The sequence below is a fragment of the Micromonospora echinospora genome (genome assembly GCF_900091495.1).
GTDB lineage: Bacteria > Actinomycetota > Actinomycetes > Mycobacteriales > Micromonosporaceae > Micromonospora > Micromonospora echinospora.
Genome location: NZ_LT607413.1, coordinates 5,262,445 through 5,281,542 on the forward strand (window position 1 = coordinate 5,262,445; position 19,098 = coordinate 5,281,542).

Genomic DNA, 19,098 nt, shown 5'->3' on the forward strand with positions numbered 1-19,098 from the left:
CGACAGGATGAGAGAGCGCTCTCTCGGCGGGACCGCTCCGCCGGAACCGGGCGCCCCCACCGCCTCGTCGATAGGACGAACCCTTGACGATCCCGCCCACCCACCTCCGGGTACGGCTCGGCCGGACGCTCACGTTCGGGCTCGCGCTGGCCCTCGCCGCCACCACGGCGAGCAGCCCCGCCGCCGCCGGCCCGCCCCGACCCGACACCCCGAACTTCGGATCCCACGTCACGGTCTTCGACCCGAGCATGCCGGTCAGCGAGATCCAGGCGAAGCTCGACGCGACGCACGCCGCGCAGGTCAACGACGAGATGGGGACCAGGCGGTTCGCCTACCTGTTCAAACCGGGGGTCTACGGCACCGCCGAGCAGCCGCTACAGATCAAGGTCGGCTACTACACCGAGATCTCCGGCCTGGGCGCCTCGCCCACCGACGTCGTCATCAACGGCAAGATCGAGGCGTACAACCGCTGCCTCACCGAGGGCGGCACCGCCAACTGCATCGCGTTGGTCAACTTCTGGCGCACGGTGTCCAACCTGTCGCTCCGCATCAACGCCACGGGCCATGATGGCTGTCGCTCCACGGCGAACTTCTGGGCGGTGTCCCAGGCGGTGTCGATGCGGCGGCTCGACATCAGCGGCGGCGGGCTCTCCCTGATGGACTACTGCACCGCCGGCCCGCAGTTCGCCAGCGGCGGCTTCATCGCCGACTCCCGGCTGCCGGCCACCACCAACGGGTCGCAGCAGCAGTGGCTGACCCGCAACAGCGAGGTCGAGAGCTGGTCCAACGGGGTGTGGAACCAGGTCTTCGCGGGCGTCGTCGGCGCGCCCGACGACGCCGGTTTCCCCGACCCGCCCTACACCACGCTCGACACCACCCCGCTGAGCCGGGAGAAGCCGTACCTGTTCGTCGACGCCAAGGGCCGGTACCAGGTCCGCGTGCCCGTCGCGCGGCGCGACACCCGGGGCGTCACCTGGGCCGACGGCCTGACCCCCGGCCGGACCATCCCCATCGGCGACTTCTTCGTCGCCCGACCTTCCGACCCGGTCCACGTGATCAACCGGGAACTCGCCCGTGGCCGGCACCTGCTGCTCACCCCGGGTGTGTACGACATCGCGCGCAGCATCGAGGTCCGGCGGCCGGACACGGTGGTCCTCGGCATCGGGCACGCCACGTTGACCGCCGTGGACGGCGCCATCCCCCTGGACGTCGCCGGTGTTCCCGGCGTGGTCGTGGCCGGCGTGACGATCGACGCCGGGCTCACCGAGTCGCCGGTCCTGTTGCGGGTGGGCCGCAAGCACGGACCCGACCGCAGCGACCCCCGCAACCCGACGACGCTCTCCGACGTCTACTTCCGCGTCGGCGGTCCGCACATCGGCAGGACGCACATCGCGTTGGAGGTCAACAGCGACCACGTCCTCATCGACCACACCTGGGTGTGGCGCGGCGACCACGGCGTCGAGGGGTTCACCGAGGGCGTGAACGGCGACACCGACCGGTGGCGGACCAACACCGGCCGCTACGGGGCCGTCATCAACGGCGACCACGTGACCGCCACCGGCCTGTTCGTCGAGCACTTCCAGCGGTACAACACCGTCTGGAACGGTGAGCACGGCACCACGGTCCTCTACCAGAACGAGCTGCCGTACGACCCGCCGACGCAGGCCGACTGGATGAACGGCGACGTCGAGGGCTGGGCGGGCTACAAGGTCGGTGACCGGGTACGCCACCACACGCTCCACGGCGGCGGTGTCTACGTCTTCAACCAGAACAATCCCTCGATCCACACCGAGAACGGCTTCGAGGTCCCCGTGACGCCGGGCGTCCGGCTGCACCACGTGATGACCGTGAACCTCAGCGCCGGCACGATCGACCACGTGGTCAACGGCGTGGGCGAGCCGGCCGACACGACCCGGACCGGCGCACCGGTCTACCTGGTCCGCTACCCGGCGAGCTGACGGAGCACCACCGACGAGGGCCGGACCCCGTCCTGCGGGACACGGTGGGGTCCGGCCCACCCGCCGCCGCATCCTCCGGGGTCGGCGGCGGCTCCGCGAGGGCGCCGACGCGCAGGTCCCCGTGGCGGGCCGCCGGTCAGCCGACCTCGGGGAGGTCGACGAGGGGGCCGTCCTGGCGGCTGAGGGCCAGGAGCAGTCGTCGGGTCTGCCGCAGCTCCTCGGGATCGCTGTCCCCCTCGTACAGGCCGGCGACGGCCACGCCGTCGGCCGCGCGGACGATGAGCAGGGCTCGTTGCGGGTGCAGCCCGTCGGCGTCGAACGCCTCCCGCCACCGCTGCTTGTCGCGTTGCAGCACCTCGGCGACGCCGGGGACGGTGGACAGGGTGGCGGCCAGCATGGCCTGCTCGGGGACGGTGGATCCGTCGAGGAGGTCGTCGAAGGTGGCGTTGACGTAGCCGCGCACCAGGCGTCCGGGGGCGTGGTCGCGGGGATCGACCGCCGCGTACACGGTGGCGGCGAACTGCTCGGCGATGTCCTCGGCCAGGGCGAGCAGCAACTGGTCGCGGGAGCGGAAGTGGTGCAGCAGGCCGCTCTTCGAGACCCCGGCCTCCCGGGCGATCGCGTCCACGCTGGCGCCCGAGCCGTGTGTGCCGACCACCTTCGCGGCGGCGTCCAGCACCACCCGGCGGGTTCTCACCGTGTCGCGTTCCCGACCCTGCATCACAGCCTCCGGCTCGTTCCGCGCGGCGAGACCGCTTCACCGCTTCATCGATCCTAGGAGCCGACCAAATGGTTTGCACAACCGACCATATGGTCGGTAGCTTGAGGGAATGACGTCCACGACGCCCTCCCCGTCGGTCGGTGCCACGCCCGACACACCCCACCGCCCGGTCCGGGCCGGAGCCCGGCAGTGGGCCGCGCTGGGCGCGCTCACCCTGGCGGTGACCCTGTTGGCCGTGGACGGCACCGTGCTCGCGTTGGCGATGCCCGCCCTCACCGCCGACCTGGGGGCGACCTCCACCGAGGTGCTGTGGATCGGTGACGCCTACTCCTTCGCCCTGGCCGGCCTGCTGATCAGCATGGGAACGCTGGCCGACCGCATCGGCCGCCGGCGGCTGCTGCTGATCGGCGTCGCCGGTTTCGGCTCCGCCTCGCTGGTGGCGGCCTTCGCGCCGACCGCCGGCTGGCTGATCGCCGCCCGGGTCCTGCTGGGCGTGGCCGGGGCGACGTTGATGCCGTCGACGCTGTCGATCGTGCGTAACGTGTTCACCGACCCGGCCCAGCGCACCCGCGCCATCGCGGTGTGGTCGGCCGGCGCCTCCGGCGGCGCGGCGCTGGGCCCGCTGGTCGGCGGCGTCCTGCTGGAGCACTACTGGTGGGGGTCGGTCTTCGTCATCAACCTGCCGATCATGCTGCTGGTGCTGATCAGCGTCGCGCTGCTGGTGCCCGAGTCGCGCAACCCCGCAGCCGCCCGGTTCGACCTGGTCAGCGCCGTGCTGTCGGTGGCCGCGATCGTGCCGCTGGTCTGGGCGGTCAAACACACCGCCAAGAGCGGCATCGACCCGGCCGGCCTGCTGGCCGCTGCGCTCAGCGTGGGCGCCGCACTGGTGTTCGTACGCCGTCAGCGCACGCTCCGGACGCCCCTGGTGGACGTCACCCTCTTCGCCCGGCCGGCGTTCACCGGCACCATCCTCGTCTCGCTGATCACCATCTTCGCGTTCAGCGGGCTGCTGTTCTTCTTCTCCCAGTACCTTCAGTTGGTCCGTGGTCACTCACCTCTGGAGGCCGGCCTGCGGGAGTTGCCCGCCACGCTGGCGTCCATCGCCGTGGTCGTCGTCGCCGTCCGGATCATCGCCCGGCTCGGTGTCGGACGGGCCCTGGCCGCGTCGCTGCTGGTGGCCGCGGCGGGGCTGGGCGTGCTGGCGATCACCGAAGGCGCGTCCGGTTACGCCGGCCTGGCCGCCGGGCTGATCCTGGTCGGGCTGGGGATCGGGATGGCGTTCACCGCCTCCACCGACGCCATCCTGAGCGCGGTGCCCCGGGAACGCGCCGGAGCCGCCTCGGCGATCTCCGAGATGTCCTACGAGCTGGGCGTCGCACTCGGCATCGCCCTGCTCGGAACCCTGCACATGGCGCTGTACCGCGCCGGCCTGCCCGATCTGTCCGGTCTGGCCGTCCCCGCCCGCGAGGCGGTCACCGACTCGCTGGCCGCCGGCACCCAGGCCCTGGCCGGCACCGGCGAGCAGGGCGCCCAGGTCCTGGCCGCCGCCCGCGACGCCTTCGCCCACGGGATGCAGATCACCTCGGTCATCGCCGCGGTCCTGCTGGTGGTGGCCGCACTGATCGCGTGGAAGGTCATCCCCTCCGGCCGGCGCTCCTGACCTCCACCGCCCGGACCCCTGATCCGGGCACCGGGCCCTGGCGAGGGCGAGCGCACACACCGTTCAGCGGTGCGTGACCTCGGCCGGGCGGGGCGCCGGACGAATGAATCGGCACCGCCGGGGAAGCCGGCAGGTCGGTACCCGATCGATGGGATTGACGGCATGGACATCCTGCACCAGCCGCCGACGGTCAAGGCGCCGGCGGAGACGTTCACCGGCGACGCCTGGTACGACGTGATCGTGAAGGGCGAGACGCCGTCGCGCATGCGGGTCAACGTGGTCCGCTTCGCCCCTGGCGCGCGCAACGCGTGGCACCGGCACGCCGTTGGCCAGACCCTGCACGTGACCGAGGGCCGTGGGCTCGTGCAGTCCCGTGGCGGCAAGGTCGTCGAGATCGGTCCGGGCGACACGATCTGGACGCCGCCGGGGGAGTGGCACTGGCACGGCGCCACCGCCGACCACTTCATGACCCACCTGGCCATGTGGGAGGCGCCGGAGGGAGGTGGCCCCGAGACCGAGTGGGGCGACCTGGTCACCGACGAGGAGTACGCCACCCGTTGACCCGCCCCGGCCCTCGCGGCCCTCGCCTCCGGCAACGCGGATCTTGGACACTTTCCGTCGACAGGGAACAAGGCCGTCCTGGAGTTGCTGTCCCGCTGCGCGCCCGCCGTCGCCTGACAGAACCCGCAGGACCCCGTTGATCACCCTCCCACCGGCTGCAGACGGCATGAGGCGATCACAATCAACACATGGCCGCTGACTTCGACATCGACGCTTTCCTCGCTCAGCCGCTCACTGCTCGCGTCGCCACCAACGGACCCACTGTTCGGCCCACCTGGTACCTGTGGGAAGACCACGCCTTCTGGATCATCACCGGCCCCTGGGGCAAGCTGCGCGACCATGTCCAAGCCGACCCCGCCCTGGCCATCACCGTCGACACCTGCGACATCGCTACCGGCCTGGTCCGACAGGTCATCGCCCGCGGACGCGCCGAGCTGCTGCCCTTCGACACCCCACGCGGAAGACGCAAGCTCAGCCGCTATCTCGGCCCTGATGAAACCGTCTGGGACACCCGCTTCCAACTGCACGACGACCTCGCCGAACGCGGAACCACCTGGCTACGGCTACGACCCACGTTCATCACCGCAAGGGACCTCAGCTACCAAGCCTGATCCGCCGACATCTCTGATCCGCCCTGAACCTTGGCAAAACCCATAGGGACACCCTCCGACCCCGACCCCGCCCCCGGCACGGCGCCCCGGCACCGCGCCCCGCTCCGGGACGTGCCGGCCTCCGGTCACCGGCTGAGCTCCTCGGCACGTGCCGTGGCGGCCGATGATCGCAGCCTTTGGCGGCCCGGGTGCGGCTGACCATGTCTCCTCGGCCGTCGCTCCCCGCGAGGACACCGGTTGGGGATTCGCCAGCACGACGGACATCCGCGTCGCCGTGACCGCCGCCGCGGGCCGGTTGTGTCGGTCACTACTGTTAGCCTGCGCTGCGTCGTCGATCATGGCGGTTCCTTGTGAAATATGGCTTTCTGCCACTGCGGAGGGTATTCCTGATGGGTTGGCTACCGGTGGGAGACTCGTACGAGATCTCTCTCGTCGACGGGAAGGTGGCGGCCCGGTCCTCGGGCCCGCGAGCCACCGGCCGTCCACTGAAGACCCTGCCGAAGGTGCTGCGGGACAGCCCCGAGGTGGACCGGTTGCGCCAACTCGCCCAGTGGCTGGACCGCCACTCCGCCGAGTGCCTGGCCCGGGTCGACGCCTGGGTGGTGTCCTCGCTGCCGGTGCCGACCGGGCTGCTGGCCCGGGTCTGGCCGGACCCGGCCTGGCGGGACGCGTTGCGTGACCTGGTGGTGCTCGGCGACGACCCGGCCGCGCCGGGCTTCCTGCGGGACGTCACCGACACCGGTGACCTGCGTGTGGTCAACCTCGACGGGGAGACCGTCCGGTTCTCGCCGGCCAGCGCCACGCTTCCCCACCCGGTGCGTCTGGCGGAGCTGGCCGACCTGCGCGAGTTCGCCGACGAGATCGACGCCACCCAGCGGATCGAGCAACTGCACCGGGGCACCTGGGACAGGCCCGCCGACCTGAAGGACCGCGACACCGCGATCACCGACTTCCGGGGCACCACGGTCCCGAACCGGCTGGCCGCCCGGGCCGCCACGCTCGGCTTCCGGGTCTCCGGCTCGCAGGTCCGGTGCCGGGTCTGGGAGGCCGGCCGCACGGTCGAGGCGGCCATCTGGTTCGAGGAGGACTACTGGGACTCCGAGGCGACCCTGGGCACCCTCTCCTGGTCGGTGGTGGACGGGCCGACGCTGCGGTTGACCGAGGTCGGGCCGGTGGCCTGGTCGGAAGGAATGCGGATGGCGACGGCCCTGTCCGGCGCCGTGACCGGAACGGGGAAGCAGGCGTGACCGCGATGACGACCATGACGGGCGAGGGTTCGGCCGAGAGCCTGTTGACCGCCGGCGCGGTGCTGCCGACCGACACCGCCGGGGCCGGCGACCGGGCGGTGCCCCTGACCGCCCGCACCTACCGGCATCCGGCCCTCGACGACCGGCCGGTGGTGCGCCTGGTCGACGCCGCCCTCGGCGAGGGCGAGGACATCGCCGTCGGGTTCCTCGGCCTGACGCCGGGCGCCGAGCCGGCCGTCGTCGGGCTGGGCCCGCGTCGCCCGTTGGCCTTCCCCGAGTGGGTGCTGGTGCACCACCCGGCGGACGGCCGGCACGCCCTGGCGGTGGTCCCCGAGTTGCAGAAGCTGGCCAAGCAGGTCCGGTCACGACCGAAGGCCGCCCTGGACGGGCACCAGGGGATCGCCGACCGGTTCGCCCGTACGCTGCCGCACTTCCTGCCGACGTTCTTCGAGCAGGCGGCGCGGGTGTTCCTGGCCGCCGGGCAGGACACCTACGCGACGCAGCTGTTCAACAAGGCACGCAAGGCCGAGGCGCAGCACGGCCTGCCGGTCGACCTGAACCGGCTGGACGAGGTCTACGTGGAGTTCGCGTCGGCCAAGGTGGTCTCCGCGACCGCGTTGGCCGGTTACGCGAAGGAACTGTCCGCCCAGTTGCCGGCCGACGAGGCGCTGGACCGGTTCTGCCGGCTGGCGCTGCGGGCCGCGGCGGCCGGCGTCGCGCCGTCCACGCAGTCGGCCAACGCGGTGAACCGGCTGGTCCGGACCGCCGCCAAGGCCGCCGGCCGGTCCGGCGCCGCCGCCGTGGCCGACCGTGAGGCGGCCTACCTGACCGAGCTGCTCCGGCTGCCGGTGACCGCCGAGGCGCCGGCCGGCTGGTGGAAGGCGCACCGGCCGGTGGTGACGGCCCTGGCCGGAGGCGACCCGGCGATCCGGGGCAGCCTGCTCGACCTGATGCCCACCGACCGGGACAACCTCGTCCCGTGGCTGGCCCTGTTGACCGACACCGGTGCGCTCGCCGGACTGTCCGACCCGGACGTGCCGGAGGCGGCCCGCCCGCAGGACGGCTCGGTCGGCTGGCTGCGCCGCTTCGTGCGTCTGGCCCACTCCGGCTACCGTCGTCGCCGGCTGCCGGCGCTGTACCCGCTCGTCGAGCGGATGGCCGACCGGCTGCGCGCCGAACTGACCACCAGCGGCGAGGCCCTCTCCGCCGACGGCGACCTGGACCTGCTCGACCTGCTGCTCGCCCTCGACCTGCCGGTGGCCCCGCCGAAGGAGCGCGAGACCCTGGACCTGGCGCAGTGGGTGACCGTCGACGGGGAGCGGGACCTGCTCGCCGTGGCCGGCGACGACCGGTTCACCGGAGCCCTGCGCCGGGGCCTCGACCAGCTCGACGACAAGCCGAACGCCCTGCGCCGGATGGTCGGGACGCCGGGCGTCCGGCCGCTGCTCACCGACTGGCTGCGGGCCCGGATCCGGGACCGGTTCACCACCGGACTGCCGTACCTGCCGGAGTCGGTGGACTGGCTGGGCCGGCTCCCGGTCGAGGCGCTGCGCCTGGTCTTCGACGGCCTCGACCGGACCGGTGACCCCGCCGGGGCCGGCGATCTCGGGTCGGCCCTCGGCGTCGACCTCGCCGAGCACGTCGCCCGCAGCCTGCGCGGCGGAATCCTCGACGAGCTGGGCTGGCCGGACTGGGAACTGGCCTGGCAGGAGGTGACCGGCGGCGACCGCCGGGTCGAGGTGACCCAGCAGGAAGCCTGGCCGTACCTGATCATGGGCGGGCCGACCACGGTGCGCGTGCTCGGCGCCGAGGGCATCCTGCTCCGCCACGACCTGCGCATCCCGGCCGGTGACATGTGGGGCCAGGCCGGCTACCACTACGTCGACGGCCAGCTGCTGGTCTACTGGCGTTCCGAGTCGCTCGGCTACGACCTGCGCGGCTACTGGCACTCGTCGCCCGGCGAGCCGCAGCCGATCGCCGGTGACCACCACGGCAGCCAGCCCCGCACGAACCGGATCACCCTGCCGCTGCCCGGTGGCGGACGGACCACCGGCGACGGCGTGCTGCACGCCGGTGACACCGCTGTCCCCTCGGAGCGGCCGGTCATCACCGACGGCATCTCCCACTGGGTGCACCGTCGCAGCGAGGACGACGGCGACCGCGGCTGGCACGAGTACGACCCGGCCAGCGGCACCCACGGCCGGCGCAGCCTGCCCGGGTTCCTGGCCGACCTCCCGGTCGCCGGGAGCCACCTCCAGGAGTCGGGCAGCTGGCTGCGGCCCGCCCTGTCCGACCGGGCCACCCCGGCCGCCGCGCCGGTGGACGGTCTGCTCGGCTGGCGGGTGGTCACCCTGCCGGACGGCTCGGTACGCGGCGAGGACCTGGCGGGGCGTTCGGTCACCGTGGCCCCGGGACAGGAACCGATCGCGGCGTTGGTGCTGCCCGGCGACGACCGGCCGCGCGCCGTCCTCAAGGGTCTCGTCCTGGTCGACCCGGACGGGGTGGTGTCGGCCGCCGCCGGACCGCCGTCCAGCCGGGACTACACCCCCGGCTCCCTTCCGCTGCCGGGCCCGGAGTTCCTCGGCAACCTGCTGCCCCGCGACCCGGCCGGATCTGCCGCGCTGCGCCGGATCGACCGGGACACCGCCGCCGCGCTGTTCGCCGTCGCCCTCGACGAACGCCGTGCCGCCCTGGCCGAAGCGGCCGCGCGGGCCGCAGCCCAGGCGGCGACCCGGTCCGCCCCGCCCCGGGCCACGCCGGCCGTCGCCAGTCGGGCCGCCGCTGTTCCGGCGTCCCCGGTCGGCGCCCCCGGTGGGTCGACCACCGGCGACGACGACCGGGATCCGCTGGTCGAGCTGGTCCGCTCGACGGTGCCGGCGGTCAGCCACGACGCGGTGCTGGCCGGGGTGGCCGGGATGCTGCGGCTGGCCGCCCGGGTGCGCACCGACCTGGACGCGGTGACCGAACGGCTCACCCGGTCGCTGTCCGCCCCGGCGGCGGTGACGCCGGTGCCCACCGTGACCGGACCCACCGACGAGCAGCTCAACCAGGCACTGGACGGTCTGCGTGGCTCGGCCTACGGGGCGAACCGGGCGGTCCACGCCTTCGCCCAGCTCCAGGCGTTCGCCGTCCAGCGGTCCGCCGCCACCGGGGGCGACCCCGGCGTACGGCTGCACCTCGACGGACCGTCGCTGCCGGCGGCCCTGGACTGGTGGCCGGTGCTCGGCGGGGTCGCCGCCGTCGCCTACCGGGCCGCCGTGGCGGTCACCCCCGACGACCACCGGGAGACGCTGCGTGCCCTGCTCGCCGAGCTGGACCGGCTCGGCCTGAGCGGGGCTACCGGATCGACCCGGTGGCGCCGGGTCACCCTGCACCTGCTGGACGACGACCTGAACGACTCCGACGGCAACCGTCGGCCCCGCCGGCCCGGCATCCTGCCGTTGCCCGACGGAGCCTTCATCGCCGTCCGCAGTTCCAGCGGCACGGCCACCGGCTACTCCTTCGACGCGCTGCACCACGACCCGGCCGGTGGCTTCGCCGTGCCGGAGCCGTACACCACGCAGTCCTCGACGCCGGTGGGTGACGAACGGCCGGACGGCTGGCTGGCCGGCTTCCTCACCGAGTGGGCCGCGCGGGGTCCGCTGCCCTGGCGGCCGGAGGCGGCCGAGCGGTTCGCCGAGCTGACCGGCGTCACCCCGACCGCCGCGAAGCTGGTGCTGGCCGGCCTGCCGTACGTGGACTCGGTGGGCACCGTGCCGACCGAGCTGCGCAGGGCACTCGGGATCCGGCAGGTCGGCGAGGTCAAGCTGGCCTTCGGGGTGCTGCGCGAGGCCAGCCCGCAGCTCCGGCGGGCGGTGGTCTCGGCGCTGCTGCCGGACGAGCCGGCCCGGCTGTGGACCGACGGTCCGGACGTGGACGCCGCCGCGGCGGTCTGGAACGCCGCCCTGGGCCGCCGGGTGGTGGTGCCCGAGCAACTGCTCGCCGAGGCGGTGCGCGCGGTCCGATCCGGCTGGGGTCCTGCGAAGGCGTTGCCGGCCCTGCTCGACCCCGGCCGTTCGGTGGAGCTGAGCACCGACCTGGCCTTCGAGATCAAGGGCGACCGGGCCCGGCAGTCCGACAGCGGGGCGACGGGCTTCACCGGTGAGGTGCTGTGTTCCACGGTCGCCCTGGCGGCCTGGGTCGCCCACCACACGCCGGCCGGCGACCCGTGCCGGGCCGCGCTGCCGGCCGCGCTGGCCGTGGTCCGGGACCGGTTGGCCAACCCCCGGCTGCTGCTCGACGTCAACCAGTACGTCCCGCTGCCCGCGTTCCGCCAGGTGGCGGGCACCCCGTCGGAGACCGGTGCGGGCTGGGAACGGTACGGCGCCATCGTCCTGGCCACGTACGACGGCCAGCCGTCGCCCGCGCTGCGGCCGGACCTGCTCGACGCCGAGGGGACCGACCCGTACCTGCCGGCGCTGCGGCGGGACGCGGCCAAGCCGTACCCGATGGAGGTGGCGCTGCGCCTGATCCACGACCCGCGGTTCGCGGCGCTGCTCGGCGACCCGGGGGAGCCGACCGGCGGCGCGCGGGCGGCGGACGGGACCTGGTGGCCGCAGGATCCGACCCGGTCGGTGCCCGACCTGGTCGCCGAGGTGGCCGGGGAACACGGCCTGGGCGTCGACGCGGCGGCGGTGTACCTGATGCTGCTGGCCATGCCGGACCCGACCGACCGCAACACGGCGAAGTGGACCGGCTGGAAGCCGGCCCGGCTGAAGGCGGCCCGCGCCGAACTCGCCGGCACCGACCTGGTCGTCGAGGCCAGCCGGTCCCGGGCCGGCCGGTCGCTGTTCCTGCCCGGCCCGTGGCTGGAGCGCGACAGCGGGCAGGCGCCGATCGAGGGCTGGAAGGTCGCCCTGTTCGACCTGGCGCCCGACGGCACGGCCGGGCTCGGCGTGACGGTGCCCTTCGCACCGGCCGCCGACCTCTACCGGCGGGCCTGGCGACGCCTCCGCGACGGCGACCGGCCCCGGTTCGACAACCTGCCCACCCGTGGCGCCCACCGCTGACCCCTGTCCCGAACAACCAACCCCATCCGCACCAGCGAGAGATCGAGGAACACCCGTGACCGTGACGGAACACGTCCGCCCCGCCGCGCCGCCGGAGACCACCGCCCAGGTTCTCTCCGCCGAACAGCGGTACGCCGACGAGCTGGCCTTCCTGGCCGCGTACGACGACGGGGCCCGGCCGCCGGGCTGGGCGCTGACCCCGCGCGCCGTGGTGACCTTCATCCGGGGCAGCGACGGCGAGGCGTTGACGCTGCCCGCCGGCCGGCGCACCGGTCCGGACGGCACCGAACTGCCGGCCACCATGACCATCCCGCCGAAGTTCGTCGGGGAGCGGAGCCTGGTCGAGCGGTGCGTGGTCACCCTGGCCGGTGAGCGGGGCCTGCTGCTGGTCGGCGAGCCCGGCACCGCCAAGTCGATGCTGTCCGAGCTGCTGGCCGCCGCGGTCTGCGGCACCAGCGCGCTGACCGTGCAGGGCACCGCCGGCACCACCGAGGACGCCTTCCGGTACGGCTGGAACTACGCCCTGCTGCTCGCCCAGGGTCCCACCCCGCAGGCGCTGGTCGACTCGCCGGTGCTGACCGCGATGCGCACCGGCCGGGTGGTCCGGATCGAGGAGGTCACCCGCTGCCTGCCCGAGGTGCAGGACGCGCTGGTGTCCATCCTGTCCGACCGGCGGATGAACGTGCCGGAGCTCTCCGGCACCGAGGACGGCCTGATCCGCGCGATGCCCGGGTTCACCGTGATCGCCACCGCCAACCTGCGGGACCGGGGCGTGTCGGAGATGTCCTCGGCGCTCAAGCGGCGGTTCAACTTCGAGACCATCCACCCGATCTCCGACGCGGACACCGAGACCGACCTGGTCCGCCGGCAGGCCACCGCCGCCGTGCAGCGCGCCGGCGCGACGTACACGGTGGACGACGCGGTGCTGGACGCCCTGGTCACCGTGTTCCGTGACCTGCGGTCCGGCCGGTCGGGCGAGGGCTGGGACGTGGAACGGCCCGGCACCGTGATGTCCACCGCCGAGGCGGTGCAGGTGGCCGCGTCGCTCGGCCTGGCCGCCGCGTACCTGCCCGGCGGGGACGCGCTCGACCTGGTCCCCGGGCACCTGCTCGGCGTGGTCCGCAAGGACGACCAGAACGACCACGCGCGGCTGCTCGGCTACTGGGACGGCCCGGTCCGCCGCCGGGCCGAGGACGGCTCGGCGATGTGGCGCCGGCTCTGGGACCTGCGGGAGAACCTGCGTTGACGATCCTCTCCCGCACGTCGACCGGTGCGGCCCGGCCGCCCGCCGACCCGTCGACGGTCGATCCGACGACGGCCGACCCGCGCGCCGTGGTCGACGCGCTCGCCGGCTCGGTCCAGCCGTACCTGATCGGGGTGCGGCACCACAGCCCGGCGCTGGCGGCGGTGGTCCCGGCACTGCTGGACGCCGCCGGGGCCGAGGTGGTCTGCGTCGAGCTGCCGGCCGACTTCCAGCACTGGCTGCCGTACCTGTCCGACCCGGCCGCCCGCGCTCCGTTGGCCCTGGTGGGCAGCGACGGCGCGGACGGGCCGATGGGCTTCTACCCGTTCGCCGACTTTTCCCCGGAACTGGCCGCGATCCGCTGGGCCCGGCAGCGCGGCGTCGAGGTGGTCTGCTGCGACCTGCCGCTGGGCGACCCCGGCTGGACCGCCGGAACCACCGACCCGGACCCGGCCGAACTGGACCCGGCCGTCGACGCCGGGCCGACCGCCGACGGTGATCCCGACGCCGGTGCGCCGGTGCCCGGCCTGCGCCGGTCCGGCTACGCCGCCGCGCTCGGCGCCAGCGGCACCGGCCGGGACGGCGACGACCTGTGGGACCGGGTGGTCGAGGTACGGGCCCCGGGCTGCCCGCCCGAGGCGGTCCGCCGGGCCGCCCTCGGTGTCGGCTGGGCGATGCGGACCGACAGCGCCAGCGGCGACGGCGTCCCGGCCCGGGACCTGGCCCGCGAGCGGCACATGCGCCGGGTGCTGGCCGAGGCCGGCGCCGACGGCCGGCGGGTCGCCGCCGTGGTCGGCGCCTTCCACGCCCCGAACCTGCTCGCCACCGCGTCGACCGACGAGGTCACCGCCGCGTCCACCCGGCCCGGCGGGGCCCCGGCCGGCCCGCTCCGGTCCGTGACGACCCCGGCCGGACCGGCCACCGCCAACGGCGGCGGCACGGCGGTCACCTCGCTGGTGCCCTACGCGTTCGACCTGCTCGACTCCCGGTCCGGCTACCCGGCCGGCATCCGTGACCCGCGCTGGCAGCAGTCCGTCTTCACCGCCGCCGGTGACCCGGAACGGATCCGGGCCGCCGCCGCCCGCGCGGTCACCGACGTGTGCCGGGAACTCCGCGCGGCCGGGCACACCGCCGGCACCGGCGAGGCCGCCGAGACGGTACGACTCGCCGGCGACCTGGCCCGGCTGCGGGACCTGCCCGCCCCCGGACGGGGCGAGGTGCTGGAGGCGGTGACCACCGTGCTCGGCCAGGGTGAACTGCTCGGCCGTGGCCGGGCGCTGGCCCGGGCGCTGGAGACCGTGCTGGTCGGGGCCGAGCGGGGCCGGACCGCCCCCGGTACGCCCCGCTCCGGGCTCGGCCCCGCGGTCGAGGCGGAACTCGCCGCGCTGCGGCTGCCCAACCCGGACAGTCCGAAGTCCCGCGAGGTCCGGCTGGACCCGCTGCGCACCGAGCTGGACGGACGGCGGGAGATCCTGCTGCAACGCCTCCAGGTCTGCGGCGTCGGCTACGGCGAGGCGATCGCGGTGTCCGGCACCGGCGACGGCGCGGCCCTGACCACCCGCTGGCAACTGGCCTGGACGCCGTCCGTGGCGGCCCGACTGGACCTGGTCGGCGTACGCGGGGTGACCGCGGCGCTGGCCGCGGCCGGCACCCTGCGGGAGCGGTTCCGTCGGGAGGTCGCCGACGGCGGCCCCACCGCCGGGCAACTGCTCACCGGGCTGCGCGACACCGCCCGGTGCGACCTGCCCGAGCTGGTCACCGACCGGCTCGACCTGGCCGCCACGGTGCTGCCGGGCACCGGCACCCTGCCCGAGCTGCTGGCCGCGCTGGACCTGCTGGAGGCGCTGCGCCGGGAACACCTGCCCGGCACCACCGCCGACAGCCGGGCCCGGGCGGCCGAGTTGGCCGTCGCGCTGCTGGACGCGGCGGTGCGCGGGCTGCCCGGCCTGGCCGGCAGCGACACCGCCGCCGACGCCGCCGCGCTGGTCGACCTCGCGGTGCGGGCCGGCGAGGAACGGATCGGACTGCGCCTGGACGAGGCCCTCGGCCACCTGGCCCGGTCCGGTTCGGCGCTGATCCAGGGCGCCGCCCTGGCCGCCCGGGTCCTGCTCGACCTCACCGACCTGGAGACCCTGGGCAACCGGGTGGCCGGCTGGATCGACGCGGCGACCGGACCGGACACCCGACGGCACCTGCACCGGCTGCTCGGCGGTCTGCTCACGGCGGCGCACCCGCTGTTGCAGTCCGCCCCGGCCGCGCTGGACCCGCTGCTGGAACGGATCGAGCGGCTCACCGACACCGAGTTCCTGGACCGGCTGCCGGCGCTGCGCGGCGGGTTCGACGTGCTCACCCCGGCGGCCCGGGAGCGGCTGCTGCACACCGTCACCGAACGGCTGGGCGACCGGCTCGACCTGGCCCTGTCCGCTCCGCCCGAGCTGCTGGCCCGCTGGGCCGCCGCCGACGCGGCCGGTCGCGCCGTCCTGGTCTCCCGACACATCCCGATTCCGGGCACGCCGACCGGCTCGGTCGACGCGCCGGTCGGCGCCGCGTCCGGACCGGACACCCCGACCGTCGGGCTCACGCCCGCGGACCGGTGGCGGCTGCTGCTCGGCCGCCAACCCGACCGGTTGCCGGCCGACGCCCGCCGCTACGCCCGTGCGCTGGACGAGCTGTACGGGGCCGGGCAGGGCGAGGGCGCCACCGATCTCGGTCAGGCGGCCGGCGGCGGCCAGGAAGCCTCCTTCCCGACCGCCCGGGAGTGGGCCGACGAACTCGAGGCGCTGTTCGGCGCCTCGGTACGCGAGGAGGTCATCGCCCGGGCGGCCGAGAACGGCCGCACCGACGTGCTCACCGAACTCGACCCGGCGGCGGTACGCCCCTCGATGGAGCTGCTGACCTCGGTGCTGTCCCTGGCCGGTGGCCTGCCCGAGGGGCAACTGGCCAAGCTGCGGCCCCTGGTCCGGCGGCTGGTCGAGGAGCTGACCCGGCAGTTGGCCACGCAGGTGCGCCCGGCGCTGACCGGGCTGGCCAACCCGCGTCCGTCCCGCCGCCCCGGCGGGCGGATCAACCTCGCCCGTACGTTGCGGGCGAACCTGGCGCACACCCAGCGGCTCGGCGACGGCCGGACGGTGGTGGTGCCGGAACGCCCGGTCTTCAACACCCGGACCCGCAACGAGGCCGACTGGCGGTTGGTGCTGGTGGTCGACGTGTCCGGCTCGATGGAGGCGTCGGTGGTGTGGTCGGCGTTGACCGCTGCCGTCCTGGCCGGGGTGCCCACCCTGTCCACTCACTTCCTCGCCTTCTCCACCGAGGTGGTCGACCTGACCGACCGGGTCGACGACCCGCTGTCGCTGCTGCTGGAGGTGCGCGTCGGCGGCGGCACGCACATCGCCGCCGGACTGGCCCACGCCCGCTCGCTGGTGACCGTGCCGAGCCGCACCATCGTCGCGGTGGTCAGCGACTTCGAGGAGGGCTACCCGCTGGCCGGGCTGCTCGGCGAGGTCCGCGCGCTCGCCGGTTCCGGGGTGCACCTGCTCGGCTGCGCCGCGCTGAACGACAGGGGAGTGCCCTGCTACTCGGTGCCGGTCGCCGAGCAGCTCGTCGCGGCCGGGATGCCGGTCGCTGCTCTCAGCCCGCTCGAACTCGCCCGCTGGGTGGGCGACCGTGTCCGCGGAGGATCACGTTGACGGACCGCACAGCCACCGCCGTGGACACCGACCGGTTGCCGCCGGTGCTGCCGGGAGTCGTCGCCGCGGCGGTGGCGTCCCTGCCGCCCCGGCTGCACCGACGACTGGACGCCACCGTCGAACGGGTGGCCGGGGTGCCGGTCGCCCCGGCCGAGGGCGGGGTGTCGGTCGACTGCGGCCCCGAGGCCCTGGTCACCCTGACGCCCGGACCGTCCGGCGCGGTCACCGATCCGGAGCAGGCGCGGTGCAGCTGCCTGCTGACGCCCCGTTGCCTGCACCGGACCGCCGTCCTGGTCGCCTGCCCGGTCGCCGACCAGGCCACCCATCCGGCGTCCACCGTCGCCACCCCGTCCCCGTCGGAGGGCACCGGGCGTACCGGGAAGAACGGACGTGCCGGGAAGGCGGCTGACGCGGACGGCACGACCGCCGGCCGTGGCACCGCGCCGACGAAGGCGCAACGGGCCGCTGCCGGCGCGCTGTGGCGGGCCGCCGCCGTGGTGCTCGCGGCCGGTGTACCGGCCGCCGGCGCGGTTCCACAGGCCGAGTTGTTGCGGGCCGCGCACAGCGCCCGACTGGCCGGTCTGCCCCGCGCCGAGAGCGCCGCGCTGCGCGCGGTGCGTGGCCTGCGCGCCCACCGGGGACGACAGGCCGGCCACCGACTGGCCGAGCTGGTCGAGGTGCTGCACGACCTGCTGTACGTGGCCGGCCGGCTGGCCGCCGGTGACCCCGACCCGGCGCTGGTCGGCACCCTCCGGCGGGCCTACCAGCCGGACGGCACGCTGGAGGTGTACGGCATCTGTCGGGAACCGGTGATCAGCGCGACCGGGTACGCCGGAGTGGTCACCCACCTGGTCGCCGCCGACGGACGCCGGCTCTCCTTCGGTGACGTGAAGCCGGGCGGCCCGGACCGGGCCCGGGACTGCGCGCGGGCGGTCACCGAGATGGGCGCGGTCGCGGTCAACCACGCGGTGCTGGCCCGGGGCGGCCTGCGGATCACCGGCACCACCGTCTCCCCGGACGGCCGACTCGGTGCCGGCAAGGGGGTCCGGGCCACCCCGCTGACCGGGACCGACTGGTCCACCGGACCGCTGGCGGACCTGTTCGCCCGTCCGCTCGCCGAGGTGGTGACCGCCCAGCTCGCCGCCGACGACCCGGAGGACCCGGCCCGGGCCGGGACCGCGCTGGTCGGCGGTGACCTGGTGGTCGTCGGTGCCGTCGGTGACCAGGTGCTGGCCCGCGAGCTGGCCCCCGCCGACCCGGCCGGAGGGGACCGCGTGCCGGTGCCGGACGGGCCGCTGATCCGGCTGGTGCCGGTCAACTCCCACCCGGTGTTGTCCCATGTGGCCAACCTGCGGCGGCTCGCCTCCCGGCCCGGCCTGCGGATCCGGGTGGTCGGTCGGCTGGACCCGGACCGGGCCAGCACGCTGCGCCCCCTCGCGGTCGGCGCGGTGCCCGGCGCCACCGTGACGCTGCGGCTGCCGGAGGACTGGCACGGCCGGGCAGACCTCGGCTACGACCAGATCCAGGGCGGCCACCTACCGCCGCGCGACCCGGCCGCGACGACCGAGCCGGTTCTCGCCGTCGGCGTCGACGCGGTGGCGGAGTCCCCGCTGTGGCGGGTCCGCCGACTGGTGGAGCTGGCCGTCTCCGGCGGTCGTCGTGCCGTCGCCGAGGCGGCGCGCGGCGAGCGGGCCGGGCTGGCGGGTCCGCTGCGCCGCGCCGGCTTCACCACCGCCGCCGCGGTGGCCGCCGCGCTCGCCGACGAGTCCGACCGGCGCGGCCGGGACGCCTTCGGTCGGCTCACCGATCCCGACCCGGACCGGTACGCCTGGGCCTGGCTCGCCGCGGCCGCCCACCTCGCCGCCACCGAGCGGGAGCTGATCCGGTCCTCCTGGACCGCCCCACCCGCCGGCTGACCTGCCGGCGCACCGGGGGTGTCGAGGGCCGGCCGGGGCGGTGACGGGCCACCACGCCCGCCACCGCCCCGGCCGGTGTCCGGGCCCGTGCGGGCATGCGCGGGCCTGGACACCTGCGGTGGGAACGCCCGGTGTGAAGATCCTCAATTAATCCTCAAATCCGGTGCCCAGGACCCCTGGCAGCCACCGATGTCCATACGCTGACCTCGGATCCAGCCGGTTCCTGCCGCTGCGGACCCACCGACCGAGGTGGCGATGGGGGACAGCTCCAAGGGCGTCCGTCGCGACAGAACCTGCCCCCTGGCGTCGGGAGACCGGCGTCGGGCCTTTCGGTCGACAACGCACGGCCGACAGCACACCCCCGACAGCACACCCCCGACGTACCCCGTGCCGGGCACGGGTTCCCGACGACCGTCCTCAGTGGATTCGTGCGCTCTCGTACCAGAG

10 protein-coding genes are annotated in these 19,098 nt (G+C 74.9%); 9 read left to right on the forward strand and 1 reads right to left on the reverse strand.

Annotation, left to right across the window (positions count from 1 at the left end; genetic code table 11):
* Positions 1-83 precede the first annotated feature (83 nt).
* A complete protein-coding gene (locus GA0070618_RS23505) occupies positions 84-1,958 on the forward strand; it encodes an adenylyl cyclase (protein WP_088983563.1) in 1,875 nt (624 codons plus the stop codon).
* Between the two features lie 136 nt (positions 1,959-2,094).
* Here GA0070618_RS23505 and GA0070618_RS23510 read toward each other — a convergent pair whose 3' ends face one another.
* Complete coding sequence (locus GA0070618_RS23510) at positions 2,095-2,679, reverse strand: TetR/AcrR family transcriptional regulator (RefSeq protein WP_088983564.1); 585 nt, start codon at positions 2,677-2,679, stop codon at positions 2,095-2,097.
* A 109-nt stretch (positions 2,680-2,788) separates the two neighbouring features.
* Between GA0070618_RS23510 and GA0070618_RS23515 the strand changes: the two genes are divergently transcribed.
* The 8 genes from GA0070618_RS23515 (at position 2,789) to GA0070618_RS23550 (ending at position 18,651) form a co-directional block, all read left to right on the forward strand.
* A complete protein-coding gene (locus GA0070618_RS23515; protein WP_088983565.1) occupies positions 2,789-4,339 on the forward strand; it encodes an MFS transporter in 1,551 nt (516 codons plus the stop codon).
* Positions 4,340-4,501: 162 nt separating this feature from the next.
* Positions 4,502-4,900, forward strand: coding sequence for a (R)-mandelonitrile lyase (locus tag GA0070618_RS23520; RefSeq protein ID WP_088983566.1), 399 nt, complete (start codon positions 4,502-4,504; stop codon positions 4,898-4,900).
* Between the two features lie 188 nt (positions 4,901-5,088).
* Positions 5,089-5,511, forward strand: a complete 423-nt coding sequence (locus GA0070618_RS23525; protein ID WP_088983567.1) for a pyridoxamine 5'-phosphate oxidase family protein — start codon at positions 5,089-5,091, stop codon at positions 5,509-5,511.
* A gap of 389 nt (positions 5,512-5,900) precedes the next feature.
* On the forward strand, positions 5,901-6,758 hold the full coding sequence (locus tag GA0070618_RS23530; protein ID WP_088983568.1) for a DUF4132 domain-containing protein: 858 nt from the start codon (positions 5,901-5,903) through the stop codon (positions 6,756-6,758).
* 5 nt (positions 6,759-6,763) lie between these two features.
* Positions 6,764-11,806, forward strand: a complete 5,043-nt coding sequence (locus tag GA0070618_RS23535) for a DNA-binding protein (RefSeq protein WP_088985772.1) — start codon at positions 6,764-6,766, stop codon at positions 11,804-11,806.
* A gap of 55 nt (positions 11,807-11,861) precedes the next feature.
* On the forward strand, positions 11,862-13,052 hold the full coding sequence (locus tag GA0070618_RS23540; RefSeq protein ID WP_172900323.1) for an ATP-binding protein: 1,191 nt from the start codon (positions 11,862-11,864) through the stop codon (positions 13,050-13,052).
* Positions 13,049-16,735 (forward strand): vWA domain-containing protein, encoded by a 3,687-nt coding sequence (locus tag GA0070618_RS34850; RefSeq protein ID WP_231931423.1) that lies wholly within the window; start codon positions 13,049-13,051, stop codon positions 16,733-16,735. Before GA0070618_RS23540 ends, GA0070618_RS34850 begins: the two co-directional genes overlap by 4 nt.
* On the forward strand, positions 16,732-18,651 hold the full coding sequence (locus GA0070618_RS23550; RefSeq protein ID WP_197701608.1) for a hypothetical protein: 1,920 nt from the start codon (positions 16,732-16,734) through the stop codon (positions 18,649-18,651). The genes GA0070618_RS34850 and GA0070618_RS23550 overlap by 4 nt, the downstream gene beginning before the upstream one ends.
* Positions 18,652-19,098 lie beyond the last annotated feature (447 nt).